The organism is Acinetobacter sp. VT 511 (genome assembly GCF_001077515.1).
GTDB classification, from domain to species: Bacteria; Pseudomonadota; Gammaproteobacteria; order Pseudomonadales; family Moraxellaceae; genus Acinetobacter; species Acinetobacter schindleri.
Genome location: NZ_LFRE01000117.1, coordinates 88,693 through 114,948, shown reverse-complemented (window position 1 = coordinate 114,948; position 26,256 = coordinate 88,693). Strand labels below are relative to the sequence as shown.

The 26,256-nt window shown below is 41.1% G+C and carries 26 protein-coding genes; 16 read left to right on the top strand and 10 right to left on the bottom strand.

Annotated features, from left to right (window positions below; all coding sequences use genetic code 11):
* From tssF to ACS72_RS16570, 6 genes are read left to right on the top strand one after another with little or no spacing between them, the layout of a single operon-like run.
* A complete protein-coding gene (gene tssF, locus ACS72_RS16595) occupies positions 1-1,815 on the top strand; it encodes a type VI secretion system baseplate subunit TssF (RefSeq protein ID WP_048882781.1) in 1,815 nt (604 codons plus the stop codon).
* Positions 1,779-2,771 carry a type VI secretion system baseplate subunit TssG gene (gene tssG / locus ACS72_RS16590; RefSeq protein ID WP_048882780.1) on the top strand — a complete coding sequence of 331 codons (993 nt, stop codon included), beginning with the start codon at positions 1,779-1,781 and terminating at the stop codon, positions 2,769-2,771. Before tssF ends, tssG begins: the two co-directional genes overlap by 37 nt.
* Entirely contained in the window at positions 2,768-4,198 is a 1,431-nt protein-coding gene (locus ACS72_RS16585; RefSeq protein WP_048882779.1) for a hypothetical protein, read from the top strand. The genes tssG and ACS72_RS16585 overlap by 4 nt, the downstream gene beginning before the upstream one ends.
* 47 nt (positions 4,199-4,245) lie before the next feature.
* The gene (gene tssM, locus ACS72_RS16580) at positions 4,246-8,073 is read left to right on the top strand and encodes a type VI secretion system membrane subunit TssM (protein WP_048882778.1); all 3,828 of its coding nucleotides are present in this window, start codon (positions 4,246-4,248) and stop codon (positions 8,071-8,073) included.
* 42 nt (positions 8,074-8,115) lie between these two features.
* Complete coding sequence (gene tagF, locus ACS72_RS16575; RefSeq protein ID WP_048882777.1) at positions 8,116-9,075, top strand: type VI secretion system-associated protein TagF; 960 nt, start codon at positions 8,116-8,118, stop codon at positions 9,073-9,075.
* Position 9,076: 1 nt separating this feature from the next.
* Positions 9,077-9,853 (top strand): OmpA family protein, encoded by a 777-nt coding sequence (locus ACS72_RS16570; RefSeq protein ID WP_048882776.1) that lies wholly within the window; start codon positions 9,077-9,079, stop codon positions 9,851-9,853.
* A 423-nt stretch (positions 9,854-10,276) separates the two neighbouring features.
* Here the strand turns inward: ACS72_RS16570 and ACS72_RS16565 are convergent, their stop codons facing one another.
* Entirely contained in the window at positions 10,277-10,471 is a 195-nt protein-coding gene (locus ACS72_RS16565; RefSeq protein WP_048882767.1) for a hypothetical protein, read from the bottom strand.
* 123 nt (positions 10,472-10,594) lie between these two features.
* On the opposite strand from ACS72_RS16565, the gene ACS72_RS16560 reads away from it, so the two are divergent.
* The 8 genes from ACS72_RS16560 to ACS72_RS16520 all read left to right on the top strand — a co-directional run bounded on the left by ACS72_RS16560 (position 10,595) and on the right by ACS72_RS16520 (position 16,119).
* Positions 10,595-11,818, top strand: a complete 1,224-nt coding sequence (locus ACS72_RS16560; RefSeq protein WP_048882775.1) for a phage/plasmid replication protein, II/X family — start codon at positions 10,595-10,597, stop codon at positions 11,816-11,818.
* 13 nt (positions 11,819-11,831) lie between these two features.
* Complete coding sequence (locus ACS72_RS16555) at positions 11,832-12,128, top strand: hypothetical protein (RefSeq protein WP_048882765.1); 297 nt, start codon at positions 11,832-11,834, stop codon at positions 12,126-12,128.
* A 371-nt stretch (positions 12,129-12,499) separates the two neighbouring features.
* A complete protein-coding gene (locus tag ACS72_RS16545) occupies positions 12,500-12,736 on the top strand; it encodes a major capsid protein (protein ID WP_048882773.1) in 237 nt (78 codons plus the stop codon).
* Positions 12,737-12,858: 122 nt separating this feature from the next.
* Entirely contained in the window at positions 12,859-14,169 is a 1,311-nt protein-coding gene (locus ACS72_RS16540; RefSeq protein WP_048882772.1) for a virulence factor TspB C-terminal domain-related protein, read from the top strand.
* Positions 14,170-14,460, top strand: coding sequence for a DUF2523 family protein (locus ACS72_RS16535; protein ID WP_048882771.1), 291 nt, complete (start codon positions 14,170-14,172; stop codon positions 14,458-14,460).
* Positions 14,457-15,590, top strand: a complete 1,134-nt coding sequence (locus ACS72_RS16530) for a zonular occludens toxin domain-containing protein (protein WP_048882770.1) — start codon at positions 14,457-14,459, stop codon at positions 15,588-15,590. The genes ACS72_RS16535 and ACS72_RS16530 overlap by 4 nt, the downstream gene beginning before the upstream one ends.
* A complete protein-coding gene (locus tag ACS72_RS16525; protein WP_048882769.1) occupies positions 15,587-15,766 on the top strand; it encodes a hypothetical protein in 180 nt (59 codons plus the stop codon). Before ACS72_RS16530 ends, ACS72_RS16525 begins: the two co-directional genes overlap by 4 nt.
* A 104-nt stretch (positions 15,767-15,870) precedes the next feature.
* The gene (locus ACS72_RS16520) at positions 15,871-16,119 is read left to right on the top strand and encodes a hypothetical protein (protein WP_048882768.1); all 249 of its coding nucleotides are present in this window, start codon (positions 15,871-15,873) and stop codon (positions 16,117-16,119) included.
* Positions 16,120-16,624: 505 nt separating this feature from the next.
* Here the strand turns inward: ACS72_RS16520 and ACS72_RS16515 are convergent.
* Positions 16,625-16,819, bottom strand: a complete 195-nt coding sequence (locus tag ACS72_RS16515) for a hypothetical protein (protein WP_048882767.1) — start codon at positions 16,817-16,819, stop codon at positions 16,625-16,627.
* 123 nt (positions 16,820-16,942) lie between these two features.
* On the opposite strand from ACS72_RS16515, the gene ACS72_RS16510 reads away from it, so the two are divergent.
* Positions 16,943-18,166: a phage/plasmid replication protein, II/X family gene (locus tag ACS72_RS16510; protein ID WP_048882766.1), complete on the top strand. Its 1,224-nt coding sequence runs from the start codon at positions 16,943-16,945 to the stop codon at positions 18,164-18,166.
* A gap of 13 nt (positions 18,167-18,179) precedes the next feature.
* A complete protein-coding gene (locus ACS72_RS16505) occupies positions 18,180-18,476 on the top strand; it encodes a hypothetical protein (protein ID WP_048882765.1) in 297 nt (98 codons plus the stop codon).
* Between the two features lie 594 nt (positions 18,477-19,070).
* Here ACS72_RS16505 and ACS72_RS16500 read toward each other — a convergent pair.
* The 8 genes from ACS72_RS16500 to ACS72_RS16465 all read right to left on the bottom strand — a co-directional run bounded on the left by ACS72_RS16500 (position 19,071) and on the right by ACS72_RS16465 (position 26,247).
* Complete coding sequence (locus ACS72_RS16500) at positions 19,071-20,297, bottom strand: type II toxin-antitoxin system HipA family toxin (protein WP_048882764.1); 1,227 nt, start codon at positions 20,295-20,297, stop codon at positions 19,071-19,073.
* Entirely contained in the window at positions 20,297-20,554 is a 258-nt protein-coding gene (locus ACS72_RS16495) for a helix-turn-helix transcriptional regulator (protein ID WP_004894712.1), read from the bottom strand. The genes ACS72_RS16500 and ACS72_RS16495 overlap by 1 nt, the downstream gene beginning before the upstream one ends.
* Positions 20,555-20,875: 321 nt before the next feature.
* Complete coding sequence (locus tag ACS72_RS16490; RefSeq protein ID WP_048882763.1) at positions 20,876-22,162, bottom strand: MSMEG_0569 family flavin-dependent oxidoreductase; 1,287 nt, start codon at positions 22,160-22,162, stop codon at positions 20,876-20,878.
* An 11-nt stretch (positions 22,163-22,173) separates the two neighbouring features.
* The gene (locus ACS72_RS16485) at positions 22,174-22,467 is read right to left on the bottom strand and encodes an MSMEG_0570 family nitrogen starvation response protein (protein ID WP_048882762.1); all 294 of its coding nucleotides are present in this window, start codon (positions 22,465-22,467) and stop codon (positions 22,174-22,176) included.
* Complete coding sequence (locus tag ACS72_RS16480) at positions 22,455-23,504, bottom strand: sll0787 family AIR synthase-like protein (protein WP_048882761.1); 1,050 nt, start codon at positions 23,502-23,504, stop codon at positions 22,455-22,457. Before ACS72_RS16480 ends, ACS72_RS16485 begins: the two co-directional genes overlap by 13 nt.
* On the bottom strand, positions 23,505-24,104 hold the full coding sequence (locus ACS72_RS16475; RefSeq protein ID WP_048882760.1) for an MSMEG_0567/Sll0786 family nitrogen starvation N-acetyltransferase: 600 nt from the start codon (positions 24,102-24,104) through the stop codon (positions 23,505-23,507). It lies immediately after the preceding gene.
* A 10-nt stretch (positions 24,105-24,114) separates the two neighbouring features.
* Positions 24,115-25,194: an MSMEG_0568 family radical SAM protein gene (locus ACS72_RS16470; protein WP_048882759.1), complete on the bottom strand. Its 1,080-nt coding sequence runs from the start codon at positions 25,192-25,194 to the stop codon at positions 24,115-24,117.
* A 48-nt stretch (positions 25,195-25,242) separates the two neighbouring features.
* Positions 25,243-26,247, bottom strand: a complete 1,005-nt coding sequence (locus tag ACS72_RS16465) for a Nit6803 family nitrilase (RefSeq protein ID WP_048882758.1) — start codon at positions 26,245-26,247, stop codon at positions 25,243-25,245.
* Positions 26,248-26,256: the final 9 nt, after the last annotated feature.

Genomic DNA, 26,256 nt, shown 5'->3' with positions numbered 1-26,256 from the left:
ATGAGCGCGATTGAAGAATTATTACCTTATTACGAAAAACAACTGCAGGAATTTAGCCAGCAGTCCCGTGAGTTTGCCAATAAATATCCAAAAATTGCCCAACGCCTGTCTTTAAATCAGGAACAGATTGACGATCCGCATATTGAGCGCCTGATTCAGGCATTCTCATTGATCTCGGCACGGATTGATAAAAAGCTATATGACAGCTATGAAATATTTACCCGTTCGATTTTTGAGGTGATGTTTCCCCAGTATCTAAAGCCGTTTCCAGCCTGTTCAATGGTCAGTTTTGAAGATATTAATAAAATAAAACAGTTGACTAATGCACATTTGATCCCGAAACATACGTCACTCAAATCCAAAAGTGTGCGTGGCGTGCAGTGTGAATACCGGACGGTCCAGGAGGTGGCTTTACTGCCAATCGCATTGAAATCAGTCCATTTTAAAACTCATACTTCGGCGCATATTCATTTGAACCGGAATGCGACGCTCGTGTTGGGTTTTGAAATTTTTAATCAGCAGTTGAACTTGTTGCAAAAGCATAAGCTGCCGATTTATCTGGATGCGATTTCCAGCTTTCCTTTACAGATGCTGGATCAGGTTTTTAAGACAGAAACCCAGTTTTCGTTAAAGGGCAATGGCCAGGAAATTAAGATTTCAAATCCTTTCGAGCTGTCAGGCTTTAACGAGGAGGAGAGTATACTGCCGGTCGATCAGCACACCCATCAGGCCTATCGACTATTACTGGAATATTTCTGCTTTCCGGACAAGTTCAGTTTCCTGAACCTGAATCTGGATTTTCTCCATCAGATCGAAGCAGATACCTCGAATGTTGAGTTGCATATTCACTTTAAAATGAACCTGAATGATCAGGCTGCGATTCGCAATTATTCAGAACTGAATCTCGCCAATTTCAAGCTGTTCGTGACGCCAGTGGTTAACCTGTTTGAGAAACAGGCCGAACCGCAGAAAATCAATCATCAGCGACTGGAATATCCACTCATTTCAGATGCGCATCATCCTGAATATTATCAGGTGTATGCGGTCTCCGAGATGAACCTGATTCGTGAAAACAGTGATAAAGAACAGGTTGCCCATCAGGTTTTACCGTTTTTTGCCATGAGTCATTACCGGCATGACGGCGCACAATTTTATTATCATCTGCAACCAGAAATTGCCAGTACGCAAAAGAATGACCTGAAATTTTCTGTGGTTTCTCGAAGTCTGGAACCGCAGAATACTTCCTCTGATTTTATCAGTACCCAGTTGCTATGCTGTAACCGCGATCTGCCTTATGAAAGCTATAATAAGGATCAGAATGCGCTCAGCTTAAATGACAATCAGCTGGCTCGACGCGGACTATTGTTAAAGCGCCCATCTTTACCTTATCGATTCAAGCAGAGCCAGAAAGAACAATGGCGCATCATTTCCCATCTTTCCTTGAATAATCTGTCCTTGATGAAAGGCGATGCAATCACACATCTGAAGGAATTGCTGGAGCTGTATAACCTGCCGGCTTCCAAGGAAAACCAGCAGATCATTGCCGCAGTTCAATCGATTAATTTTTCACTCAGTCAGAAATTACTGGACCATAAACCATTTCCACTGTTTGTGCGTGGTGTTCGTGCACAGGTCAAAATCGATAGTGAAGCATTCCGTGGGTCAAGTCTGTATATCTTTGCCCAATTGCTCAATCATATTTTTAACCTGAAAGTACAAATGAACAGTTATGTGGAAATGATTGTGATTGATGCAGCAACAGAACAGGAGGTATACCAATGCGTGCAGAACGTTGGTGGCAAAAAACTTCTGTAGTAGATCAGTTGTATCAGCAGCCCACCCGCTTTGAACTGGTGCAGGCAACACGTCTGCTGTGTCATTATCCTGAGCAGCAACACTCACAAGACTGGAGCAAGAGTTTTAGTTTTGCTAGCTCGCTGAATCTGAATTTCCCCAAATCCGAGATTGAATCTCTGCAATGGAAAGATCAGAAAATCCAGTTAACCAGCCCGATGATTGGCCTGACCGGGACACAGGGAGTATTGCCTTATACCTATACTTACCGTATCAAGCAAAGCCCGCGTCAGCAGCGTGAGGAAACCCTGCATTTTCTTGGGTTATTTAACCATAAACTGACCGCGCAATATATTGAAGCCTCGATTCACTATCATCTGCCGGTGCGGTATGAAATTGAGCAGGATAATCATTATTTGGAAATTCTGCATGCGCTGAATGGCTATGTGCGTGAACAGCATCAGCAGCAGCATCTGGATGATTATTTTGCTGAATTTTCCGGTCTGATGCAGGGACAGAATAATGGTGCTTATGTGCTGAAAACCATGCTGGGTTGCATGTTCAAACATCAGGTTCAGATCAGGGAATATTTACCAGAACAGTTTAAGCTGAATACTGCGCAAAAAGCTTCACTGGGTGGATCAAACCCGGCATTACTGGGAATCAACACATTTTGCGGCGAAGTGCTGACCCAGATTGATGAAAAAATTGAAATCGTGATTGGTCCTTTGAGCCGTCAGGACTATCTGGATTTTTTGCCGCAGCAAAAATATAGCGAAAAACTCAAGCAGATGATTTCAACCTGGTGCAGCCCAACCTTGATGGTGGATCTGCGTCTGGTATTAAGCAAGGCTGAAATCTGTCCAATTCGGCTCGGTGATCAAAGTGCCGGGCTGGGACAAGGTGCTTTTCTGATGCCAAAAGCCGCTGCAGATAATCAGGAAACCTGTTATAGCCTGATGGGGAGAGCAGCTTGATCAAGACCATTGTTGCAACCATTCTGGCACTCATCCTGCTGACAAGCGCTTTGGTGATCTACTACTGGCGCGATGTGCAGTATGATCCGACGGCTATGGAGATGCTGCAGTTTTTTATTCTGCTGCCGGTTTTTTCCGGCTTGTTATTGCTTTCCCCATGGTTGATTTATACATCGCTGAAAGCTTATCAGACAGCTAAAGCAGAAAAGTTAGAAGCCGCTGAAAATCAAGAAAAACAGCTACAACAGCAAAGTGAACTGGAGAAAAATAAAGATAAACCGGTTGAAGAGCAGACTTTAAAAATCTATTCATCCGCAGCAATCCATAGCTTTGGTGAAAATCATGAAATTATTGACGCAATGCAGGCATTCAAAAGCCCGAAACTGGATGAAACCTTGGTCAATCACTATGGACTGCCGATCCTGTCTTATCGCATTCGACATCTGGACGAGTTGTTAGCCGAAGTAGAAGAGGATGAGACTCTGCACAGCATGCGGCTGCAACGAATCAATTTACTGATTCAGCAGCAGATGGAGCAACATGCTGAAAGTCTGCATCACATTGCGACACATCTGAGAAAGTCAGCGATGTTCTATGATGCAGAAACCGCTTATGAATACCGTATGCATCCGGGCTGGATCAATGAACAGTTTGATGAAGAGAATGAAATAGAACCCTCATTTGAGCAGGTGGCACGATTAAATAAGTTGAATCTGCATATTCTGCTGTCAGCAGCATTGATCCATATCTGGCCAGATCAAGCACAACAGGCGCTGATTGAACAGCTAGAACAGCAATATGAAATTGTGCAGCGCCAGATTCATGTCGAGTTCCATTATGTCGATCATCACAATACTTATGCACTCTGGATCAATCTGCTCAATGATATTCAGCAGCAACATGAACAGGTCAGTCTGGTGATTGCAGTACAGTCTGAAATTGATCAGGAGTGGCTGGAACAGCAGTTATGGCAGTCGGAACAATATCTGCCGGAAGAATATGCCGCGAGTATATGCCTGTCTGCTCCACAGTTAAACATTGAAGATTTAATGGAAATTAAATCAATTAAAACCTTAAAGCATGTCAAAAATATTAGTGAATATTTACAGCAACAATGTCCAAATTTTGCTGAACAGTTGCAGCAGGAAGCCGCATTTGTACTATTGCTGGATGATCCATTACAGATCAATACCTCTAAAAAAATTCAGCAGTATTTAGGTACAGCTGGGATAGAACTGCATCACGGCCTGTATTGCCATTCTTATCTGGGCAGTACAGTAGAGATGAAAGCCTTGTTTGGGATATTTTTGTGCATGCAAATGAATGATGATGTCATTACATTGGCCTATACGGTGCAGCATCCTCAGACATTTTTTGTCTGTCAACCTGTCAGTCTGGTTGAGGAACTAGAACAGAATGCGGCCTGAAAAATTTTAAAAACCTGAAAGATAATAAAGAAATATAAGAGATTACAGTGAATACATTATTTTATACGATCTTGGGATATGTCTGGCAGTATGTGACCAATCCAAAAGTGATGATGGCATTGTCATTTTTCGTGGTGATTATTTCCATGAAAAACACTGTATCGGACCGTGTGTTCTGGATGCTGGTGGCATTTTATAGCCTGATCCTGGTGGTGTGGAGTATTTACGCACTGATCCAGCATTATCGGCATGCCAAAAAAGGCGAGGAACTTTCCGAGGCGATTGCCAGTACGACCGAAGCTGAACAGAACAGGCATAAGAATAAAGAAGAACTGCAATTGATCCAGCAGCAGATGAAACAATCGATTCAGCTGATCCGAAAGTCCAGACTCGGAGATCGTAAGGGGAATACGGCACTGTATGAACTGCCTTGGTATATGGTGATTGGCAATCCGGCAGCTGGTAAAAGCTCGGCCATTTACCATTCCGGTTTACGTTTTCCATTTGAAAAACATCATCAACAGATGGTGTCTTCCGGCTTAAGCGGGACACGTAACTGTGACTGGTTTTTCTCGACTGAAGGGGTCTTACTAGATACGGCAGGGCGTTATTCGGTGTATGCTGAGGACCATTCCGAATGGCTCGGTTTTCTGAATATTCTCAAGAAAAATCGTTCAAAGGCACCCGTGAATGGCCTGATTGTCATTGTCAGTATTGCCGAGCTAGTCAGCCAGAGTCCGGAAAAATCCATTAACTTAGCTAAAAACCTGCGTGCCCGTATTCAGGATCTAACCGAACGTCTGGAAGTCTTTGCCCCCGTGTATCTGGTCTTTTCCAAAATGGACCTGATTGCCGGATTTACCGAATTTTTTGACTGTTATGATGCGCAGGAATTTGATCAGGTTTGGGGCGCGACTTTACCGTATAGGGCAAATTCCAGCGAGCAGGCGCTGGAGCTGTTTGAGAAGCATTACAATATTTTATACGATGGTCTGAAAAGTGTCAGTACAACGCATTTGAGCCGTCGGCATTCACAGCACATTTCTCCAAGTGTCATGACTTTTCCACTGGAATTTAAGAGCCTAAAACCGGTTTTAAAAACCTTTATTTCTACACTGTTTCAGGAAAATCCATACCAGTTTAAACCTATTTTCCGTGGTTTTTACTTTACCAGTGCCTTGCAGGATGGCGTAATTGAAAGCCCAATGACGGAACAGATCGCGGATGATTTTCATTTGATCCACAGTGATGACAGTGACATTGGTCTGCCGAAACAGTCAGTTTCCCAGAACCACGGTTATTTCCTGAAAGGCCTGTTTTCCAATGTGATCCTGAAAGACAGGCATCTGGTACGTCAGCATATTAACCCGACAAAAAAACGTCAGCGTTTTATGGCCTTTACCTGTGCAATTCTTGGGGTATCGATTGTCCTCAGTTTATGGTTATGGTCATATCGCAATAACCAACAGCTGATTACTGAAGTTCAGGACGACCTGAACAAAGTGGTGCAGATACAGGCTCAAGCCAACCGTTCACTGAGCCATCAACTGGATGCCTTAATGATTTTACAGGAACATTTGCAGCAACTGGATCAGTTTGATCAGGACCGTCCACTGAAATACAGCTTTGGTTTATATCAGGGTAAGCAGATTCGGGAAAAACTGGAAACTGAATATCTTAAAGGCATTGAACAGCTGGTGCTGCAGCCCACCCAGCAGCAGATTGCACAGTATCTGCAACGTGTTAAGGCAAATGAAGCGGTGCTAAAAGAAAATTATATTCAGGTGAAAATGAATCATGTGGCGCAAGGCCGCCAGATTGCTTCTGAACCTTCAGACCAGAATCCTCAGGATGCTTATAATGCCTTAAAAACCTATCTGATGCTGAGCAATCGCCAGTATATGGATTCCAGTCATTTAAGTGATCAGCTGACACGTTTTTGGCGCACATGGCTGGAACAAAACCGCGGTGAAATACCGCGGGGTGAAATACTCCAGAAAGCCGAGCAGATTCTGGGTTATGCCATTACATTGTCAGGACGAAACAGTTTCCCTCAGTTGAATTCTGATGCAGTATTGGTGGATCAGACCCGTCAGATATTGACAGCGATTACCACCGGTATTTCTGCACGTGACCGTGTCTATAATGAAATCAAGAGTCGTGCGGCCGTGCGTTTCCCCGCAATGACAGTCAAACAGATTCTGGGTGAAACCAACCAGAATGCCATGTTGGGAAGCTATGCTTTGCCGGGAATTTATACCTATCCGGCATGGAAAGGTTATGTACAGGAAGCCATCGAGCAGGCAGCGAGCAGCACAACCGATAGTCGGGACTGGGTGCTGAATACCACGCAATCTGATGATCTCAGCTTTAGTGGTAGTCCTGAGCAGATCCGTCGTCAACTGACTGAGCTCTATAAGAAAGAATATATTGCAGAATGGCGTAAATTCCTGAACGCGATTCATTATGCCAAAGCAGGCGATTTCAATCAGCAGATCAAGCAGATGGATCTCTTGGGCGAACCGGAACATTCTCCAATCCGTATCTTGATCCAACGTGTGGCCCAAGAGACCAGCTGGGATAATCCGATGGTTCAGGCAGAACTGGCAGTGCCGCAAAAAGGCTTTATTGCCTGGTTTAAGCGCAAAGTGCTGAATCGTGATGAAGCGAAGCAAGTGCAACAGGCCAATAGCCCGTTAGGGCATGGTGTGATTGCACGTGAGTTCCAGATGTTCTATCAGATGGTACGTCAGCGCGATGATCTGCAGAATCAATCGCTTCTGGATGGTTACATGCAGTCAATGGCAAAAATCCGCAGCCAGTTCAATGATCTAAAAAGCTCAGGTGATATTGGTCCTGCCAGTATGGCTCTGGTCAAACAGACCATTCATGAACAGAACTCCATTTTTAACACCAGTCAAAAATTTGTGGCAGAGAAAATGGCGGCGGGGACGACAGAGCTGGATCAGCAACTGTTACAAAGACTTCTGGTTGCACCATTAACCCAATCCTTTGAGGGACTGCTGGTTCCTGCACAAGCTGAAATAAACAAGCTCTGGACCATGCAATCTTATCAGCCATTTAGCCAGAATCTGGCTCAAAAATATCCATTTAGCAGTCAGGCAACCTTACAGGCCACTTCCAATGAAATTAACCAGATTTTTGGTGAAAGTGGCAGTATTGCACGCTTTGTGAAAGAACATCTGGATCCACTGGTGATCCGACGTGGCTATACCTTGACCTCAAAAACCTGGCAGGATCTGGGAATCAGTCTGAACCCGGCTTTTGTAGCAAATTTCCAGACTTATGTCGCACCCGCTCATGGGGTTGCAACAGGCGAACTAAAACAGGGGCAGGGTAAAGCTCCTGCTGCAAGCCAGTCCAATTTCCAGTTCTATCCATTGGAAAATCCTCAGCTTTTAGCTTATACCTTTGATATCGATGGGCAACGCATGCTGTTTGAAAATGGCATACAGCAATGGGTGAACTTTGTCTGGCCAAATCCGGGCGCAATTCCAGGCGCACGCATTACGCTAGTGGATCTTGAGGGGAAAACGCATACCATTTTTGATGAACCGGGCGAATATGGCATTAACCGTCTGATTGAAAGTGCACAACGTACCCAGAAAGGCAGCAACTTTGAGATGGTCTGGAAGAGCAAGGAAGACCCGGAACTCCTGGTAAAAGTAAACTTCCGTCTGGTCAGTGGCCAGAATGCCAGTTCTATCGGCGGACAGCCAAACTATGCCAACCTGCAACTGATGGATCAGGTCGTTTCCAATAAATCGGTACGTGTTGTGGCTGCGCAAAGTGTTCCTGTATCGGTACACAATCCGGCCACGGCATTAGCTAATACGGGAGCAGCTGTACCATGATGAGGATTCATTTCAAGTTAAAGAAAATGGTGGAGGTGAGTAATGCATGAGTTAAAAACCACACTACTTTATTATGGTAAATGTCCAGCACGTGGCGATTTTCTCAAGTCACGTGGACAATATCAGCTCATTCAACTGATTGATCAGTGGATTACGGAAGCATTGGAGTTTGCCATGCAGAAGGCAGATTTCAAGCAGACCTATGCGCAATTACCCGCGCTGGATTTCTTTATTGCCAATCCACAAGAAAAACTATTTTTGCTAGCCAATTTAATTGCCAGTGAAGACAGTTCAGGGCGGCAGTTTCCAATGGTGCTCAGTCATCTGATTGAGCATGAACAGCCATTTGAAAATATCGTGTATTCGCCATTACGCTATAAATCGGCTCTGGTTGAGCTTTATCAATGCAACCGGGTGATGCGTTCCATCAGTGATACTGATATTTTGCTAAATAAACTCAGCAAGCTGAGCAACAAGGTTATGGTGCACAGCCATGAAGAAGTGCAGGAATTTTATCAACATCATACGATTCATTCATTTGCAAAGCTGATGAATCTGAGTGCCTATCAGCTGGCACAGAGCTTGATTGGATTGGGATTATTGCTGCAACCGATTGTTCAGCAAGGTACTAGCCGCCTGAATAAAGTGCTGATTTTACCTATTCATAATATGATTTATTGCTATGAAATTGCAGCATTTTGGGTCAGCCTGATCAGCCAGTTTGTACAACATCATCATACAGAACTGTTGATTGGTATATTACATAAAGAACAGCCTATTTTATTATTTGGTTTTAAAGGTGCAGATATACAGGCTTTAAGTGATATTTTTACCGAAAACTTAGATAGTCAACACTGGGTATCCTTGATCCATGCAGCCTGGATTGACCCGTATCTAGAAAATAATGCAGGTTTGGCAGCCTTGGAACAGTCCTTAAGTGAGCGTCAGATGAGTCTGGCTCAAGGCATCAAGTTATTTAAACAAACATTTGTAGAAGCATAAAATGAAAATAAAAAACAAATACTTAAAATTAAAAAAAATATATAAAATCAATCTCTTAATCTCTTTTTTTTTGAGTTTTTCAGTGTGTGCGCAACCGATCATTATTGACGGTGCTGTACCCAATGAGATTACCAAACAGGAAATACTGAGTAAATTGTATACAACTTATGGGCAGAAAAATGTGGTGGACCGCATCCAGATCCGTCAGGTCACCGCACCAGCAGACTGGTCAAATACAGTCAGTACAGTAATTCATGAAGATCTGAAAAAGGTCAAAAACGGTAAATTAACAGTAAAAGGTACTGATATTCAGCTCACAGGTAAAGTATCAAATCCTCATGAAATTCAGGAAATTACAGCAAAATTTCAGGGATTAACGCCAGCAAGTTACCGCTTAAATACCCAACTTTCAGTCAATCAGGCTGAACAGCAGATCATTGATGCGGCATTAAAGAATCGAATCATTGAGTTTGAATCTGGTAGTGCGATATTAGCATTTTCAGGTACACAGATCCTGGATGAAATGGTCATTGCTTTAAACAAGATGGGTGCTAAAAAAATACGGATTATTGGACATACGGATAGTTCAGGCAATGCTCATCAAAATCTGCAATTGAGCCAGCAACGTGCAGAGGCTGTAAAGGCTTATTTAATCAAAAAAAATATTCCAGCACATTTGCTCAGTACTGATGGTTTAGGTGCAAGTAAACCTGTAGCGGAAAATACCACAGCTGAAGGTCGAAAGAAAAACCGTCGGATTGAGTTTGAAGTACTTTAAAAATATAAGTTGCTTGAGCAACAACATAGATAAGCGTATTATTAATAGTATTTCGTATAATGTTGCCGTGATTATGTTATTTGCACTTCACATTGCTACAAATAAAAAGCCCATTGGTAAATCTCTCCAGTGGGCTTTTTATTTGTCAATGTTGCTAGGATCGCAGAGGGCAGAGAAGTGCATTTAACATCAATCCGCATTATACGAAATTAGTCTTTGCGAGGATATCGACGACAACGACGACAAGGAGGTAGCGACGCGCGAGGAGGCGGAGGAGAATGACGAGCTAAAGAGGGTGGCACACTACTGTCTAATAGTGTGCCTGACTCCGGAAAGTTTTTTGCAATTTGCTCTATGAGCTATATATAACGGAGCTTTCAGAGTTATTGAGAATGTTTCTTATTAATAGTCTATTTTGTCTAATTAATCATCAATAATAATATTTCCACTTTCCGTTATGTTTACTTTATTGATAGTCATTTCAAGTATTTTATGCACTATCTCACTTTCTGATTTTAGTGGTTTGAAGCCTTTCATAATTAGTTTTTTATTTATTAGATTAAATCTTTCTTCCAGAGCTTCTTGTTCCCAACTGTTTAATTTAACGGTTTGAGGCATCTTAATTACCATTAGTCAATACATACGTTTGTATAAGCGTATACTTTTTTTTATCTATATGCTTGCATATACCGGTATACCTGTTGTATTTTGTATCTGTTCGTATACTGGTATACCTTAGATATGCTTGATTTCCTCCGTTTAGCGATTCCAATCATTCCTACGCATGTGCGTAGTTTTGATAATCACCATCAATTTAATGGTGATATTCGCGATTATGGAGTTCCAGCAGCAACGCGCCATGTAAGTAAGACAGATGACGGCCAGACCATAACAGGGGATTTGTATCATCCTTATGAAGCTCTCCCAAGTGATTACACAGATATGGCTGTTAAGTTTTATACCAATACAATGAATACTGTGCCTTATGTTGAATTAAAAGCATCTCCACTTAAGCTTTTACAGGGTCACAATGTTTATGGTTTTGAGTCTATAGAACTTGGTGCAATGCACATGCTCGGAATGTTTTTTGAAGCATTTCCTAAATTGAGTGCGATTCTTGACCAAGATAAAACAGAGGTTCTTTGCCTTGATACTACTTATCTTTTTAGATTGCCTCATCAGAATATGGTACAGCCAGTTCTGGACTATATGTCTAATCTTGCATCTGGCCACCGTAAAGCCCGTCAAGTCAAATACGACAATTACATTACTTGGGGTAACGATGGTGCAAGTGTTCGTCCTAAAGCATATGGCAAATTTGAAGAAGTAAAAGCCCAATTAAATAAAGTTCAGAAACAAGCAGACAAGGGGTGTCAACGCTCTAAATCACTTGTCATGGCTATGCATGATGCTTTGCCATTTGCTAATGCTGTTTTACGTCTTGAAGCACGTATTACTAAAACGTATTTAACTAAAAACGGTTATCCGTCTAATTTGTTTCAGTTAATTAATTTGCAACATGAACAGCCAGAATTATTGCTACGCCTCTGGCACGTAGCTTTTGACCCGATCCTAGACACAATGAAGGGTAAATATATGAATTTTTCAAGTGATGGTGAAATTTTAGATTTACTCAAATCTAAATTAGTGACTTATACCAAGACAGGTAAGCCAAGTTATACGAAAGCGACTAACGCTATGAAGTTTTACTCATTGGTTCGTCAAATGGGTTTACAAGCTACTAAAGAGCTGTACCGCGAAAGTACTTATTACGATGCGCTTAACTGTTTGTTAAGTGTTGGTATTTCAAAGTCCCATATTCAAAACCTTGCCAAGAATCCTAACGGCAAAGTTATTCCGTTTGTCCGGATGTTCGAACTCAAGATGTGCGATCAGCAGCCCGCCGATTATCAAATTCCAGTTTCACAATACAGTCCTAAAAAGGGCTTATACCTAGTTGCCTGAGGAGGCTATAACCATGCAAGTTCAATTTAATACACGTACCATTTTGCCATCTGTTTACCGTACTGAAAAAAATGGCGTAGAGAAAGTTTATTTATCTACTACTGTTTTTTCTCCACAGCGTTATAACTTAACGCCAGCAGCTGGAGTTATGCCAGTAGAACAAATCCAGGCTGTATTAGCTGAATGTGCAGACAATGCACAAGAAGTAGAAATTCAATTTGTAGAGTCACAAACACAATATGGTGCTCAGATGCAAATTTTCAGTGTTAAGCCTTTACCAAAGAAAAACCCAATTGAATCAAAGGCTTAAAATACATTATTTCGTATAATGTATAATATGTAAATAAATCAATAGGTTAGAGGAATAATTATAATGTCACAGCTTATTTATAAGTGCAAGAAATGCGGTGCTAAATTCTCTGATCAATTGGTTTATTGCAAGCATTTTTATAACTGTACAAAGAGAATTTAAGTAATGGCTCAAGTCTGTCAAGTCGTTAACCAGGTCACGAATCAATGTGATTTATGGCTTGAGCAGTCTAATTTTCTTATCGAATTGTCAAGGCTGACTTACAGCGACATAAATCAGCTTTTGGCATTAACCGCTGCTAATTTCGCGTTGGCGTGGGTGTTTAAAAAACTGTCGCATTTCACTATTCAACACTAAAAAGGATGAACGTTATGAAAAAACGTAATTTCAAAAAAACTTATCAAAAGATCGTTAACGCTGCTGCTGTAGTGGCTACACCAGTTGTTCTTGCTACCTCTGCACATGCAGAAGGCTTGGACATGTCTGAAGCTACAACTCAGTTAGCTTTGGGTCTTGCTGCTGTGGGTGCTATCGGTGCTGCCAAACTTGCCCCTGCTGCATTAACTTGGGTTTGGTCTTTGGTTACTGGTGCTGCCAAACGAAGCTAATTTCAAGTTTAAAAAAAGGGGAGTTTCGGCTCCCTTTCTTATTCCAGGAGCAAATCAAAATGGTCGTTTATTGCTTAATCGTACATCTAATTACTTTATGTATTTTATTTTCGGATTGACCTATGAAAAAAATAATATCCATTTTTATTTGCATCCAGATCGCTCTTTTCCCTACTTTTCTTTTTGCTGGTGTATTGGCTGGAACAGGCTGGTCTATTGGTGATCGTGTTGCAAAAGGTGCTTCAACTATCGTAAATGGAACAAAAAATGTTGTCATCAATGGTAAAAATTATATTAAGACGGGTACAGCAACGATTACTCCTACAGCTACTCAGGTTGCCAAAGTCCTAGCTCGTGGTGCTGCTGGTTATGCTCTTTCTGTTGCTGTTGAGCAATTGATCGGTGCTGTTGATTGGGTTCTTGACCCTGCTAATAATCAGATCAAATGGCAAGAGGAGGGATCGATTGGTGGCAAATATATTTTTTTATGTACTGAATCCATTAATGGTTGTCCTGTCGGTTCTTCAATGATTAATCCAACACTTGTAGACCCCAATGCATCTAGCCAGTGGCGTGATGTTTGTGCCTCAAAAGCTGCATCTATGGGCGGCACTGTTCACTCAAACTCTCGTTCTGGAACTTGTATCGTAACTGTTGGTGGTTCTAATACATTTTATGGAATTGGTACAAGAACAATCGAAGGAGAAGAAGGAGAAGAAAAAACCTTACCTTTGCCTGTAGTCGCTGAGAAAGTTATTTCCAATGCTGAAGGCGGTGACACAAATGCTCAAGTTGCTACTACTGCTGCTGCTGCTGACATCGTTGCTGAAGCTGAAAAAGATGATGCTAAAGCTCGTCCTATTGCACAACAATTAGAATCTTCTGCACAAACTAAACCCGCAGATGCTGCCGAAGCTGAAAAAGCCAATGAAGCTACTGGTGAAGCAAAACCAAACACAGCAAATCCTGATGCTACTGATCTCTCTTTAGAATTTCCTATTTTTTGCGATTGGGCACCCACGATCTGTGAAGCTGCTCAAACTGTAATTAATTTTCCTAATACGTTGACTGACTGGTGGGAAACATCAAATACCAAAGCCGATAGTTGGGCTTCTTCTATTTCCGAAGCATGGGCTTCTGTAAAAGATTGGGCTACTAATGAACCAGACTTACAACAACAAGAACAAGATTTACCTATTGATGAAACGCCTTTGGATCGTGACCCATCTTCTTTTGACACATCTTACGTTACCTTTGGTGCTCAGTGTCCTGTATTTGATTCTTATGAGGTTTCTGTCGGCCCTATTTCCAAATCTCTCTCTATGGACCTAACTCCTTTATGCCAGTTTGCTGAAAAAGTCCGTCCTGCCATTTTGGGTATGTCTTATTTAACTGCTGCTGGAATTGTGGTTGCTGCTATTCGGGAGACTTAAATGCGTGCAATTTTTGGATGGTTGGCTACCTTACTAGCCAATAATAACCGATCTTGGATTGCTCAAATTCTCACTGGTGCAGGTCTTGGACTTGCCACTATGGCTACTTTTGGAGTTTTCCTTGACTACTATAAAAATCTTGCTCTTTCTAACCTCGGTAATATTGGGGCTGTATCTGGCCTACTTGGGATCGCAGGCGTTGATAAATCAATCTCTATAAACTTGGGTGCTTATTTTGCTTCCCTCTACATTAAGCAATTTGCAGCTGGTCTTCGGGTGATAAAAAAATGATTCGTTTAGTTACTGCTACTCCAGGCTCCGGCAAAACTTGTATGGTCATTGAATGGCTATTAAAGGAAGTTGATAAAGGATTTTACAAGTCTATCTATTCCAACATTGCAGGCTTGAGAATCATGGGTATTAAGCCCTTATTATCTGATTGGCGTGATGTTCCTGATGAAGATAAGCCATGTCTTTATATTGTCGATGAAGCACAGTATCACCGTGAATTCATGAAGGAGACCACTAAAGACAATCAGATCGGTAAAGACCTTTCTACACATCGACATAAAGCAATTGATTTTTGGCTCATTACCCAATCACTAAAACTATTAAATTCCTACGTTATTGAAAACGTGGGTGAGCACGTACATTTATATCGTCCAAAAAAATCCAAAACTGTAACTGTTTACTGGTGGTCTTATGCTGTTACGAGCATGACTAAAGCCAATTTCAAAATGGCCGATGATGTTCAGAAATGGCGTTTAAATCCTGCAATGTTCCAGTATTACAAATCAACTGTAGCCGTAACTGATGGAAAAGCTCGAATCAGTCAACGTAATGTCAGTGCCTGGATAACCTTTGCTGTAATCATGTGTGTAATTGGCTATTTCGTTAAAAGTGGTGCATCTGCAATGAATGATATGCAACACAAGGAAACAACCGAAGAAAATAAACCTGCACCCAAACAGGAACCCTCAGCCAATCCATTTTCCACAGATTATGATCCTGCTGCTGTTGTTCCTCAAAATGCTTTTAATGTAGATCAGGAATGTCGTAAGGCTGTTAATGTTGAAAAGCCTGAATGTGTTGAATGGTTTAATAATCTTTCTAAAAATGGATCATCTGTAACATCAACAGGACAGGTAGTTCAAACAGTCTCTTATAATCCCGACAAGCCTTATGATTTTGAATATCAGCCACAAGTACAGCCTACAGATTTTCCGAGAATGTCCGGTGTAATTAAACTCTCCAGTGGACGTTTAATGGCTGTCGATCAGCAAGGTAACTATATGCCTCAGATTTCAGCAAAAGATTGTCAAAGATGGTTAGAGGGTTATAGACCTTTTAATTATTTTGCTCAAAGACAGCAACCACAACAAACACAACAACAAGTTCAAACCACTGGAGAACAGTTATGACACCTGAAATGCAAGTTATTCAGCAATTGCTTTTATATGTTTTATTTACGGGTTTTTTCACAGGGATTTTCTTTTCCCATCGTTTTTTTGATTTACTGGAATTTATTTATCGTGTTTATAAGCGTCGAAAACGTAAGAACAGAGCGAGTGTCTACGAAGCGAAAGAGCATATCTAATATTCAAAACTTCTTCCCTCTGATTACAAGCTCCCTTATGCTTTATAACGGGATTAACCAGAAAATGGGTTGGGGTTCCCATTTTCGTCGAATAGGATATAACAATGAAATATTATGTTCATAAAGTTTATTTTTTTAAAAATGGCAAGATGATTGTTTGTTATAAACGTTATCTTTTCAGGCTTTACTATGCTATTTATGATGATTATTTAAAGTTAGATTCTGATTTTAATATGAATGTTAACTGTTTTGTTGATTATACCTTTATGACTGATTTGCAAACAGAGCAATTTTTTTTGACTTTGGATAAGAAAAATTATCGCCCTTTGTCCACTGGAGAGAACAATGATTAAGTTCTATAAAGAAAATGAGCTAGATATTCTTCTTTGGGTTTGTCATTTGATTTTCGGATTCTTTATGCTTAAGTTCTCATGGTGGATCTTCAAGCAAACTGATTGGTATCCTATTTTTTTTAATTAGACTGATTTCGTATAATGTTGCCGTGATTATGTTATTTGCACTTCACATTGCTACAAATAAAAAGCCCATTGGTAAATCTCTCCAGTGGGCTTTTTATTTGTCAATGTTGCTAGGATCGCAGAGGGCAGAGAAGTGCATTTAACATCAATCCGCATTATACGAAATTAGTCTTTGCGAGGATATCGACGACAACGACGACAAGGAGGTAGCGACGCGCGAGGAGGCGGAGGAGAATGACGAGCTAAAGAGGGTGGCACACTACTGTCTAATAGTGTGCCTGACTCCGGAAAGTTTTTTGCAATTTGCTCTATGAGCTATATATAACGGAGCTTTCAGAGTTATTGAGAATGTTTCTTATTAATAGTCTATTTTGTCTAATTAATCATCAATAATAATATTTCCACTTTCCGTTATGTTTACTTTATTGATAGTCATTTCAAGTATTTTATGCACTATCTCACTTTCTGATTTTAGTGGTTTGAAGCCTTTCATAATTAGTTTTTTATTTATTAGATTAAATCTTTCTTCCAGAGCTTCTTGTTCCCAACTGTTTAATTTAACGGTTTGAGGCATCTTAATTACCATTAGTCAATACATACGTTTGTATAAGCGTATACTTTTTTTTATCTATATGCTTGCATATACCGGTATACCTGTTGTATTTTGTATCTGTTCGTATACTGGTATACCTTAGATATGCTTGATTTCCTCCGTTTAGCGATTCCAATCATTCCTACGCATGTGCGTAGTTTTGATAATCACCATCAATTTAATGGTGATATTCGCGATTATGGAGTTCCAGCAGCAACGCGCCATGTAAGTAAGACAGATGACGGCCAGACCATAACAGGGGATTTGTATCATCCTTATGAAGCTCTCCCAAGTGATTACACAGATATGGCTGTTAAGTTTTATACCAATACAATGAATACTGTGCCTTATGTTGAATTAAAAGCATCTCCACTTAAGCTTTTACAGGGTCACAATGTTTATGGTTTTGAGTCTATAGAACTTGGTGCAATGCACATGCTCGGAATGTTTTTTGAAGCATTTCCTAAATTGAGTGCGATTCTTGACCAAGATAAAACAGAGGTTCTTTGCCTTGATACTACTTATCTTTTTAGATTGCCTCATCAGAATATGGTACAGCCAGTTCTGGACTATATGTCTAATCTTGCATCTGGCCACCGTAAAGCCCGTCAAGTCAAATACGACAATTACATTACTTGGGGTAACGATGGTGCAAGTGTTCGTCCTAAAGCATATGGCAAATTTGAAGAAGTAAAAGCCCAATTAAATAAAGTTCAGAAACAAGCAGACAAGGGGTGTCAACGCTCTAAATCACTTGTCATGGCTGTGCATGATGCTTTGCCATTTGCTAATGCTGTTTTACGTCTTGAAGCACGTATTACTAAAACGTATTTAACTAAAAACGGTTATCCGTCTAATTTGTTTCAGTTAATTAATTTGCAACATGAACAGCCAGAATTATTGCTACGCCTCTGGCACGTAGCTTTTGACCCGATCCTAGACACAATGAAGGGTAAATATATGAATTTTTCAAGTGATGGTGAAATTTTAGATTTACTCAAATCTAAATTAGTGACTTATACCAAGACAGGTAAGCCAAGTTATACGAAAGCGACTAACGCTATGAAGTTTTACTCATTGGTTCGTCAAATGGGTTTACAAGCTACTAAAGAGCTGTACCGCGAAAGTACTTATTACGATGCGCTTAACTGTTTGTTAAGTGTTGGTATTTCAAAGTCCCATATTCAAAACCTTGCCAAGAATCCTAACGGCAAAGTTATTCCGTTTGTCCGGATGTTCGAACTCAAGATGTGCGATCAGCAGCCCGCCGATTATCAAATTCCAGTTTCACAATACAGTCCTAAAAAGGGCTTATACCTAGTTGCCTGAGGAGGCTATAACCATGCAAGTTCAATTTAATACACGTACCATTTTGCCATCTGTTTACCGTACTGAAAAAAATGGCGTAGAGAAAGTTTATTTATCTACTACTGTTTTTTCTCCACAGCGTTATAACTTAACGCCAGCAGCTGGAGTTATGCCAGTAGAACAAATCCAGGCTGTATTAGCTGAATGTGCAGACAATGCACAAGAAGTAGAAATTCAATTTGTAGAGTCACAAACACAATATGGTGCTCAGATGCAAATTTTCAGTGTTAAGCCTTTACCAAAGAAAAACCCAATTGAATCAAAGGCTTAAAATACATTATTTCGTATAATGTATATTATGTTAAATGGGATATTATGCAGATAGCCTATCTCTATATATGTTGTTCATAAAAATTAATTTTGAAATTTTCAGTAGAAATTAAAGCTAAAAATGAAATTGCGAAAAAATAAAGCTAATAATGAAATAAAACTCACTTAGGAAAAAATCATTACTAGTTTTATCAAATAAAATCTTCGATCTATCAAAAATTTTCATCGATTTTTATACATTAGCGACCAAAGCTTTTCTTTTGTATTCAATCGCAAAATCTTCACCTTCCTTGCGAATTGCATCTTGGTATTCAAGCTTTTTAAAAGAATTTCTACTGTAAATCTGAGAAATCCATTCTGGTGTTACTTATATCTACTAATCTCAAAACCGCAATATTACTATCTCTGATCCCGCCAAGCTGCCAAGGAATACCTAAGTCAACACTTTCCTCCCTCACTAAATGTCAGCCTGTTACCGATATGACCAGTCTGTTCGGGTTTATTCTATATCATTGAATGAAAAATAAATCCCACGTCTCTGGGGGCATCTCTCAATAATAGTAGCTACTACGGTTGTAAATTATTCTAGAATGGATTATTTGTACTTTTTCTTTTTGTCATGTCTATATACAGGCTTGATTGAATGAGTGCTCATTACCTTTGATAGATTCTGCTCAATAGATTCTCGCAATCCATCTAAGTATTCAATTTCATTGGATAACTTTAAATAGTTAGCAATTTGGTCACTGAAATACTCTATAATTTCTTTGGCATTTCTAATGCGAAATTCAGGACTTTCAGCCAATTTCAACAGCTCTGCCTTAGTTGGGAATTGCTTACTGCCATTTATTTTAAGGGCAAGCTGATCATCAATATTTTTATAAATGAGTGTATGTGTGATATCAAAAGGTGGTGATACAAAGATCTCACTCATATCTGGCGTATATTGCAGAGCAAAGTTTTTAAGGTGAGCGTCACCGTTCCCGATCAGGCAATTAAAAACAATGTACTTATACATTTTTACGACTTCTGCTTCACTTCGGGTGTATAGATAGGTGGCTTTCAGCAAGTTTTCGTAGCTCCCCTTGTACTTCTCGTTTGGGTCATTAGATCTTTTGAGAAGAGTCGTAAAATCCTCGTAGCCTAACTTGGTTCCATCAGCAGCTTTATCAAAACGCTCAATAATGTAGGTTTCTAAATTGGCTGATAGATATGTTTTTGGTGGTTGCAAACCACAATGACGAGCAGCTTCCATACAGACAAATTCATTTACCGTAAGCAAATCAAAGTCTGCATCATAAGACTTAACAATCAGGTCTTTTTGTTGAACAGTGCGCTCCGTTATACTAGTCACATTGGGAATGCTAACTTTGGGCTGAACTCCAGCTAAAGAGTTTCGTAAATAGTATTTTTCTAATAATTGTGGAAAAAGTGGAACTTGGCTATTGTAGTTAAGAATTTCATCGAGGCTAACTATTTCTACTTCTGGTAATTGCAATTCACTTTTATAGGACAACATGCCAATACCATTAGCTTCTTGCAGAGCTAATAAATACATTTCATTTACATTGGCATATCGAGCAAGTTTACTGGCAATAAAATGGAGATTATGCCCCTCTGGTAAATTTTGGGAAAAAATAGGATGTAATGCCCCATGTGAATATCCCTGCATATCCGGTAAAGTCATTGTAAGAGATACAAATCTTTGTTCTTGTACTGGTTGATAGTAATAATGACCACTATGCGTCAACAAGCCTTGTTTGAAATTATCTGTAAATATTTCAATAGACTTGATTTCTGTGGGTAATTGAAAGTTGTCCATCAATCTTCTTCACTAAATAGAGTGTCGATGTCATTCCAATTTGGCAGATTTCGTTTTTTGGGCGTGACTTCAAACTGCAATCCAACCGCATCTATTAGACGTTCAAAAATATCAAATGAGCCTGTGAAACGACCATTTTCTATTTCAGAAATGGTAGATTTATTGACTCCAGATTTTTTTGCCATCATTTGTTGTGTGTAGTCTAATTTCCGCCTTGCTTCACGTATTTTTACTCCAATCTCTGCACGACTAGCCATAAAACCACCCCCATCTGTTCGTCATTTAGCGAAATATTGCTAACCAGTATATATATAAGTTTGCTATATGGCGAATATCTTACTATATTTATTTTATATTTGCTATATGGCGAACATTAGGGTTTATGTTGTCTATATTTCGCTATATAGCGAATAATTAACTAATAAACGTTTTCTGAATTACACGGTATATCTAAAAAGATGGATGTTTATATTTTATTCAATATTGTTAGACCTAATATCAATTGGTTTTAATCACTCCTAAAAATAAAATGACCGCATTAAATAATGCGGTCGAATTCCAACATTTAGTGACTACTTTTAAGCAATCATTTCCGCATATTTTTCTTTGAACATTTTATGGCGTTGAATGAGATGCTCAGACAAATATTGAGCATCCTGATCAATGCCAAGGAAACGCCCCGATCCCCAGGTATATAACCATGGCAAGCCAATAAAGCTGACATCTGGGTCAACTGTGATCCCACGATCATGTTTTGGATAGCCACTGTTTTCAAATATGTCCAGATCAATCCAGGAGTAATCAGGTCTAAAGCCGATACACCAGATGATTGCGGTAATATTTTCTTCAGCTAAGTTAATTTCTGTCCGCTCTATTTCTGGCTTCCAAACTGGCGTATACACACTGGCCGGCTCAGCTGTTTCAATCGAATTTTGCTCAATAAAGGCATCAATTGATGCATTAATACGGTTATAGGTGGTATCAGCATTATCCAGGTTTTGTACAAGATTTGGCTGGAATTTAAGTGCACCGTTCTCAAAGTCAGAAAAACGTCCGAACAACTGCATGCCTTCGAGTGCAAATTTACGCAGGTCGATATCCCGACCACCATCACGACCAGTCACATAATGGTTGGTACTATTACGTACTTGTTCACTATAGCGATGGTCTTTGACAGTGGTCTCGTAATAACCCATTTCAAATAGCCATTTCACCACATCCTTGCCACGATAAAAACGTGCACAACGCGGCGCATCACCAATAGATAGATAGACTTTTTTTCCAGCCAGATGAAGGTCTTCTGCAATCTGCGCACCCGACTGCCCCGAACCCACGACCAATACATTCCCTTCAGGCAGTTGCTCTGGATTAAAATACTGCTCTGAATGAATCGTATAGACATGTTCTGGCAACTCAGAACTAAGTTTTGGGTAAATTGGAGTGTGATAGCCACCCGCTGCGATTACGACCTGATTCGCTGTCGTTTTACCTATGCTGGTCTGAATATGAAAATGCTGTTCTGCAACCTTACTAATCTGTTCAACAGTGACATTTAAAATTGCAGGTGGACTCAGGTTTTGTATAAAGCCATCCAGATATTCAACAATTTCATCCCGCTTCATAAATCCATCTGGATCATTGCCGTGATAAGGATGGTTCGGCAATAAACACTGCCAGTTTGGCGTGACCAAAGTAAAATTGTCCCAACGTTTTTTACGCCAGCTATGGGTCAAACAATCTTCTTTTTCCAAGACCACATGATCGATTTTCGCCTGTTTGAGATAATGGCTGACTGAGAGTCCGGCCTGACCACCACCGACAATGACGACATCATAATGTGACTTTAATGTGATGGATTGCAACATAGTGATTTCCTCTAGTCGATGTTATAGATATCTGTGATCTCGATCGTATCCTCAGGCTTTACTGAATATGATTGGGCCTGTTGCTGAATGCGATTGAGCGTGTCCATGGCTGAACTGCAGGCAAAGCCATAACGGGCACGTACTCGTTCAGATGCTGCCTGCAGGGCATGTTCTGCCTGTTTTAAAAATTCCTGACTCGCCCATTGCTGACCTTTCTGAAAATATTCATAGACAATGGTGCTGGGTGAATAGAAGTTACTGCTTTGACCATTCGGCCATTTCACCGTGAAATTTAGGCTTGGCATAGGCTGAGCTCCCCTTGTCTAAAATCATGTTGATATCTTTGAAAGTCTTGAATCTGTTCTGCATAGCACAGGCCAGTGAAAAGCTGCTGTTGAAAATCCCAAAATTCAGCTTTTGACCCTTGATTAGAAACAGTGACTTTGCCTGAAGCATTCACTTGTCCAATGACTGCACAATGCAGATCCTGTGCAGCAAACAGTTCAATAATCTCTTCACATTCTTCATTGTCAGCAGTCAGTAAAAAGCCATAGCTTGGGAAAATTTGTAACCAATGCTGCAAGTCGACATCTTTCGGTTTCGCAATCTGGTCAAGCTGAATATCTGCACCACAGCCGGAGGCTTCCAACAACATCAGCAGGCTGCCAAGAATGCCGGCATTGCTGATATCACGTGCTGCATAAGCCAATCCCTGTTCTGCTAGTTGCGGAAGGATTTCGAGCTCAGCCTGTAACTGGTCACCATCCACACCTTCAAAGCATTTCCAGTAAGTAGTATTTGGATGGAACTGACCTTTCAGGTTTAGCACCAACAATATGTTTTGCTGTGGTTGCACATGCATGACTGATAAAAGTTGTTTTGCCTCACCCTGAATGGCAACCGAAAGTGCGGGCTGAAATTGAGGATCAATATGGGTATGCCCACCTACCAATGGTACGCCGTAGCACTGACAGGCATCCTGCATCCCCTGAATCAAAGCTTGTGCTTGCTCAGTACTACGATGCCAGAAGCTATTCACGACAGATGTGGCTCGGCCTCCCATCGCTGCAATATCACTGATATTGGCCATGACCGCTGACCAGCCAGCAAAATAGGGATGATGCTCAACAAAGCTTGGAATCATGCCTTCGCAGGCATGCAGCATATAGCCGCGTTCTGTTGCAATTGCAGCGGTATCATCTCCCGGCAAAGCATAGAGATTAGCTATCTTTTCAATTTTTGGCTGGGCGATTTTAATCCCTTGACCAATATTCATTTTGGCCTGCATGGCAGGTGTATGTCTGAGGTAGCCGAGCAGCCGTTCAAGTTCTGACTGATTCATTTATACCTCCTGCATTGCATAGGACTGCTGCATGTAAGCCTGACTAATATTGCTCAATGGGTAATGTGCAAGATTTGCCTGCATCAACACATGTGGAATATTGGCAACTTGAATATTCTGTTCGCTATGCCAATACAGCTTCTGAAAATACACTTCATTCTGTTGCTGTACTGTCGCGAGAAAACGCTGGCATCCCAGATTTTTTGCAGTTGAAACAGCTGCATTGATTAGGGCTTTACCAATCGCTCGGTGGTGGCGATATAAGGGATCGACACAAAGTCTTCCGCCCCACCAGGTCTGTTTGCCGTCAGGAAAGATCCGGACTGCACCAATGACTCGATCCGGTTCACCAAACATCTGACCAATCGCCACAATACCGAATGCTTTAAAATCGTATTCATCACGATCTTCTTTCAGGATCTGCTGTTCATCACGAAACGTCGCTTCACGCAAGCGGTAATACTGGCGACGCTCCCAATCTTCGCTGACGATTTTGATTACGATATCCGCACTGATAAAGTCATTCGCCAGATAGTGTTGCAGTTCCTGGTTAACTACCTGTAGCCATGTGTTTTGTGAAAGATCATCATCTAAATACATAGCGATCCTCCTATTCATACGCTTTAAGTGATGAGCAGGCACCACATTTGGCACATCCCGCCTGAGTATCTTCAGACTTCAAATGATGCTGTTTAAGCTGGGCACCTATTTCTGGGTAAAGCGTCTGCATAAAGCCTGGTTCAGGTTTTGGATGATGCTCAAGTGGCGTACCTTGAATCGGGACAAATGGCACCACAAATGGATAGACGCCTATTTCAGTCAGTTTGGCAGTCATGTCCAGAATTTCTTCTCGAGTATCTCCAAGTCCAGCCAGAATATAAGTACTGACCTGACCCCGACCAAAGACCTCCACTGCAGCCTTAAATGCTGCAAAGTATTTATCCAGTGAGACTTCGGCTTTGCCCGGCATGATCTTGTGTCGTACGCGATCACTGACAGCTTCTAAGTGCATGCCGATCGATACTGCCCCTGCATTTTTTAACTTGGCAAACCAGCTAAAATCATCAGGTGGTTCACATTGCACCTGTATCGGCAAATCGACAACTGCACGAATTGCAGTAACAGAGTCAAATAAAATTTCAGTGCCACGATCCGAAGTGCTTGGTGTTCCTGTCGTCAGGATCATTTGAGTAATGCCATCCAGCTCGACGGCTGCTTTAGCCACTTCTGCCAGCTGTTCAGGACGTTTACGGATGAGCGTCCGGCCATCTTTGAGAGACTGATCAATTGAGCAGAACTGGCAGGCAGTTGCCTTGTCATTCATGCGAATACAGTGCTGTAATACTGTTGTTGCCAGAACATCATGGCTATGCAAGGTGGCGATTTTTTCATAAGGAATACCATCTGCAGTTTTCAGATCATAAAACTTTGGACGTTTTGGCGCTGTCAGTGTGGCTATCGGGATTTTGTTCTTAAAGACAATCACATTGTCCGATTCTTTGTCCTGCTGTGCAGTATAAGGAGAATCCTGAGCTGCCAAATTCAGCACAGGAATCATCATGGTTTGTCCATTCAGACTGAGTGCTTTATGGTCGCTTGGGCCCGCTCCCCCTTTACGGGCCAGACCAACCTCACCTTCCCATTTCAAGCCGTTGCATTGCAGGTCACTGAGTAATTCAACTGCTGACATGGCGACACTCCTTACACTTAATATTTAATTCATTTTCAAATTTGACTTCTACGCTTTACTCAGCGGCGCTTCTGTTGGCGTTGTAAAGTTGCTGATTTTTTCTTGTGTTGTTGATTGAGTTTCTGAAAATTCATGTAAAACTTGGGTTTTGCGACGATCAATCAACAGGCTCAGTAATTCAGGGCGACTATAATGCCCAACGGAATCCATCATGCGTTTACGTTTATCAATCAGGCTAAAGTCTAGATCGGCAATCACATAGCCTTCACCTTCAGTTAAAGGCGCAGCTAAAAATTTCCCTTCTGGAGAAACAATGGCAGTAAAGCAGCCCCCTGAAATTGGACCTATTTCACAGCCAGTATCTTGCATGATCTGTTGCTGCTGTTCCGGGGTCAGCCATGCGGTGGCATTCACAACAAAGCAGCCTGATTCCAGCGCATGATGCTGAATGGTTGCTGATATCTGGTCAGCAAAAACCTGTCCAACCAATGATCCAGGAAACATAGCCGCATGGATCTGTTCGCCATCAGCCATAAGCGCAAAACGTGCCAATGGGTTGTAGTGTTCCCAGCACGCTAGTGAACCAATTCGTCCAACAGCCGAATCAATGGCACATAAACCACTGCCATCACCCTGCCCCCAAACCATACGTTCATGATAAGTTGGCGTAATTTTGCGACGATGCTGAATGATGCTGCCATCCATATCAAAAAGCAGTTGTGCGTTGTAAATCGTTCCGCCTGCACGTTCGTTGATCCCAATCGAAACTACCATCTGCGCCTCACGACATGCAGCTCCGATCAGGTCAGTAGCTTCTGAAGGCACCACCACCGATTCATTTAATAACTTGAGATGCTCTTTACCCATCGCAAACGGCGGCTGAACAAAGGAAAAATAAGGGTAATAAGGGACCACGGTCTCGGGAAATACTGCAAACTCCACACCTTGCTGTCCAAGCTCAGCAATCAGCTCACAGACCTTTTGCACTGTTCCTGCCTGACTATAAAGAACTGGACTGCACTGGACTGCTGCGGCCTTTACAATTCGACTCATGGCTTTACT

What these genes read in the sequence shown, in the direction of transcription:
- tssF (WP_048882781.1), top strand. Translation starts at nt 1, where the DNA reads ATGAGCGCGATTGAAGAATTATTACCTTATTACGAAAAACAACTGCAG.
- tssG (WP_048882780.1), top strand. Translation starts at nt 1,779, where the DNA reads ATGCGTGCAGAACGTTGGTGGCAAAAAACTTCTGTAGTAGATCAGTTG.
- tagF (WP_048882777.1), top strand. Translation starts at nt 8,116, where the DNA reads ATGCATGAGTTAAAAACCACACTACTTTATTATGGTAAATGTCCAGCA.
- ACS72_RS16570 (WP_048882776.1), top strand. Translation starts at nt 9,077, where the DNA reads ATGAAAATAAAAAACAAATACTTAAAATTAAAAAAAATATATAAAATC.
- ACS72_RS16565 (WP_048882767.1), bottom strand. Translation starts at nt 10,471, where the DNA reads ATGCCTCAAACCGTTAAATTAAACAGTTGGGAACAAGAAGCTCTGGAA.
- ACS72_RS16560 (WP_048882775.1), top strand. Translation starts at nt 10,595, where the DNA reads ATGCTTGATTTCCTCCGTTTAGCGATTCCAATCATTCCTACGCATGTG.
- ACS72_RS16555 (WP_048882765.1), top strand. Translation starts at nt 11,832, where the DNA reads ATGCAAGTTCAATTTAATACACGTACCATTTTGCCATCTGTTTACCGT.
- ACS72_RS16545 (WP_048882773.1), top strand. Translation starts at nt 12,500, where the DNA reads ATGAAAAAACGTAATTTCAAAAAAACTTATCAAAAGATCGTTAACGCT.
- ACS72_RS16540 (WP_048882772.1), top strand. Translation starts at nt 12,859, where the DNA reads ATGAAAAAAATAATATCCATTTTTATTTGCATCCAGATCGCTCTTTTC.
- ACS72_RS16535 (WP_048882771.1), top strand. Translation starts at nt 14,170, where the DNA reads ATGCGTGCAATTTTTGGATGGTTGGCTACCTTACTAGCCAATAATAAC.
- ACS72_RS16530 (WP_048882770.1), top strand. Translation starts at nt 14,457, where the DNA reads ATGATTCGTTTAGTTACTGCTACTCCAGGCTCCGGCAAAACTTGTATG.
- ACS72_RS16525 (WP_048882769.1), top strand. Translation starts at nt 15,587, where the DNA reads ATGACACCTGAAATGCAAGTTATTCAGCAATTGCTTTTATATGTTTTA.
- ACS72_RS16520 (WP_048882768.1), top strand. Translation starts at nt 15,871, where the DNA reads ATGAAATATTATGTTCATAAAGTTTATTTTTTTAAAAATGGCAAGATG.
- ACS72_RS16515 (WP_048882767.1), bottom strand. Translation starts at nt 16,819, where the DNA reads ATGCCTCAAACCGTTAAATTAAACAGTTGGGAACAAGAAGCTCTGGAA.
- ACS72_RS16510 (WP_048882766.1), top strand. Translation starts at nt 16,943, where the DNA reads ATGCTTGATTTCCTCCGTTTAGCGATTCCAATCATTCCTACGCATGTG.
- ACS72_RS16505 (WP_048882765.1), top strand. Translation starts at nt 18,180, where the DNA reads ATGCAAGTTCAATTTAATACACGTACCATTTTGCCATCTGTTTACCGT.
- ACS72_RS16500 (WP_048882764.1), bottom strand. Translation starts at nt 20,297, where the DNA reads ATGGACAACTTTCAATTACCCACAGAAATCAAGTCTATTGAAATATTT.
- ACS72_RS16495 (WP_004894712.1), bottom strand. Translation starts at nt 20,554, where the DNA reads ATGGCTAGTCGTGCAGAGATTGGAGTAAAAATACGTGAAGCAAGGCGG.
- ACS72_RS16490 (WP_048882763.1), bottom strand. Translation starts at nt 22,162, where the DNA reads ATGTTGCAATCCATCACATTAAAGTCACATTATGATGTCGTCATTGTC.
- ACS72_RS16485 (WP_048882762.1), bottom strand. Translation starts at nt 22,467, where the DNA reads ATGCCAAGCCTAAATTTCACGGTGAAATGGCCGAATGGTCAAAGCAGT.
- ACS72_RS16480 (WP_048882761.1), bottom strand. Translation starts at nt 23,504, where the DNA reads ATGAATCAGTCAGAACTTGAACGGCTGCTCGGCTACCTCAGACATACA.
- ACS72_RS16475 (WP_048882760.1), bottom strand. Translation starts at nt 24,104, where the DNA reads ATGTATTTAGATGATGATCTTTCACAAAACACATGGCTACAGGTAGTT.
- ACS72_RS16470 (WP_048882759.1), bottom strand. Translation starts at nt 25,194, where the DNA reads ATGTCAGCAGTTGAATTACTCAGTGACCTGCAATGCAACGGCTTGAAA.
- ACS72_RS16465 (WP_048882758.1), bottom strand. Translation starts at nt 26,247, where the DNA reads ATGAGTCGAATTGTAAAGGCCGCAGCAGTCCAGTGCAGTCCAGTTCTT.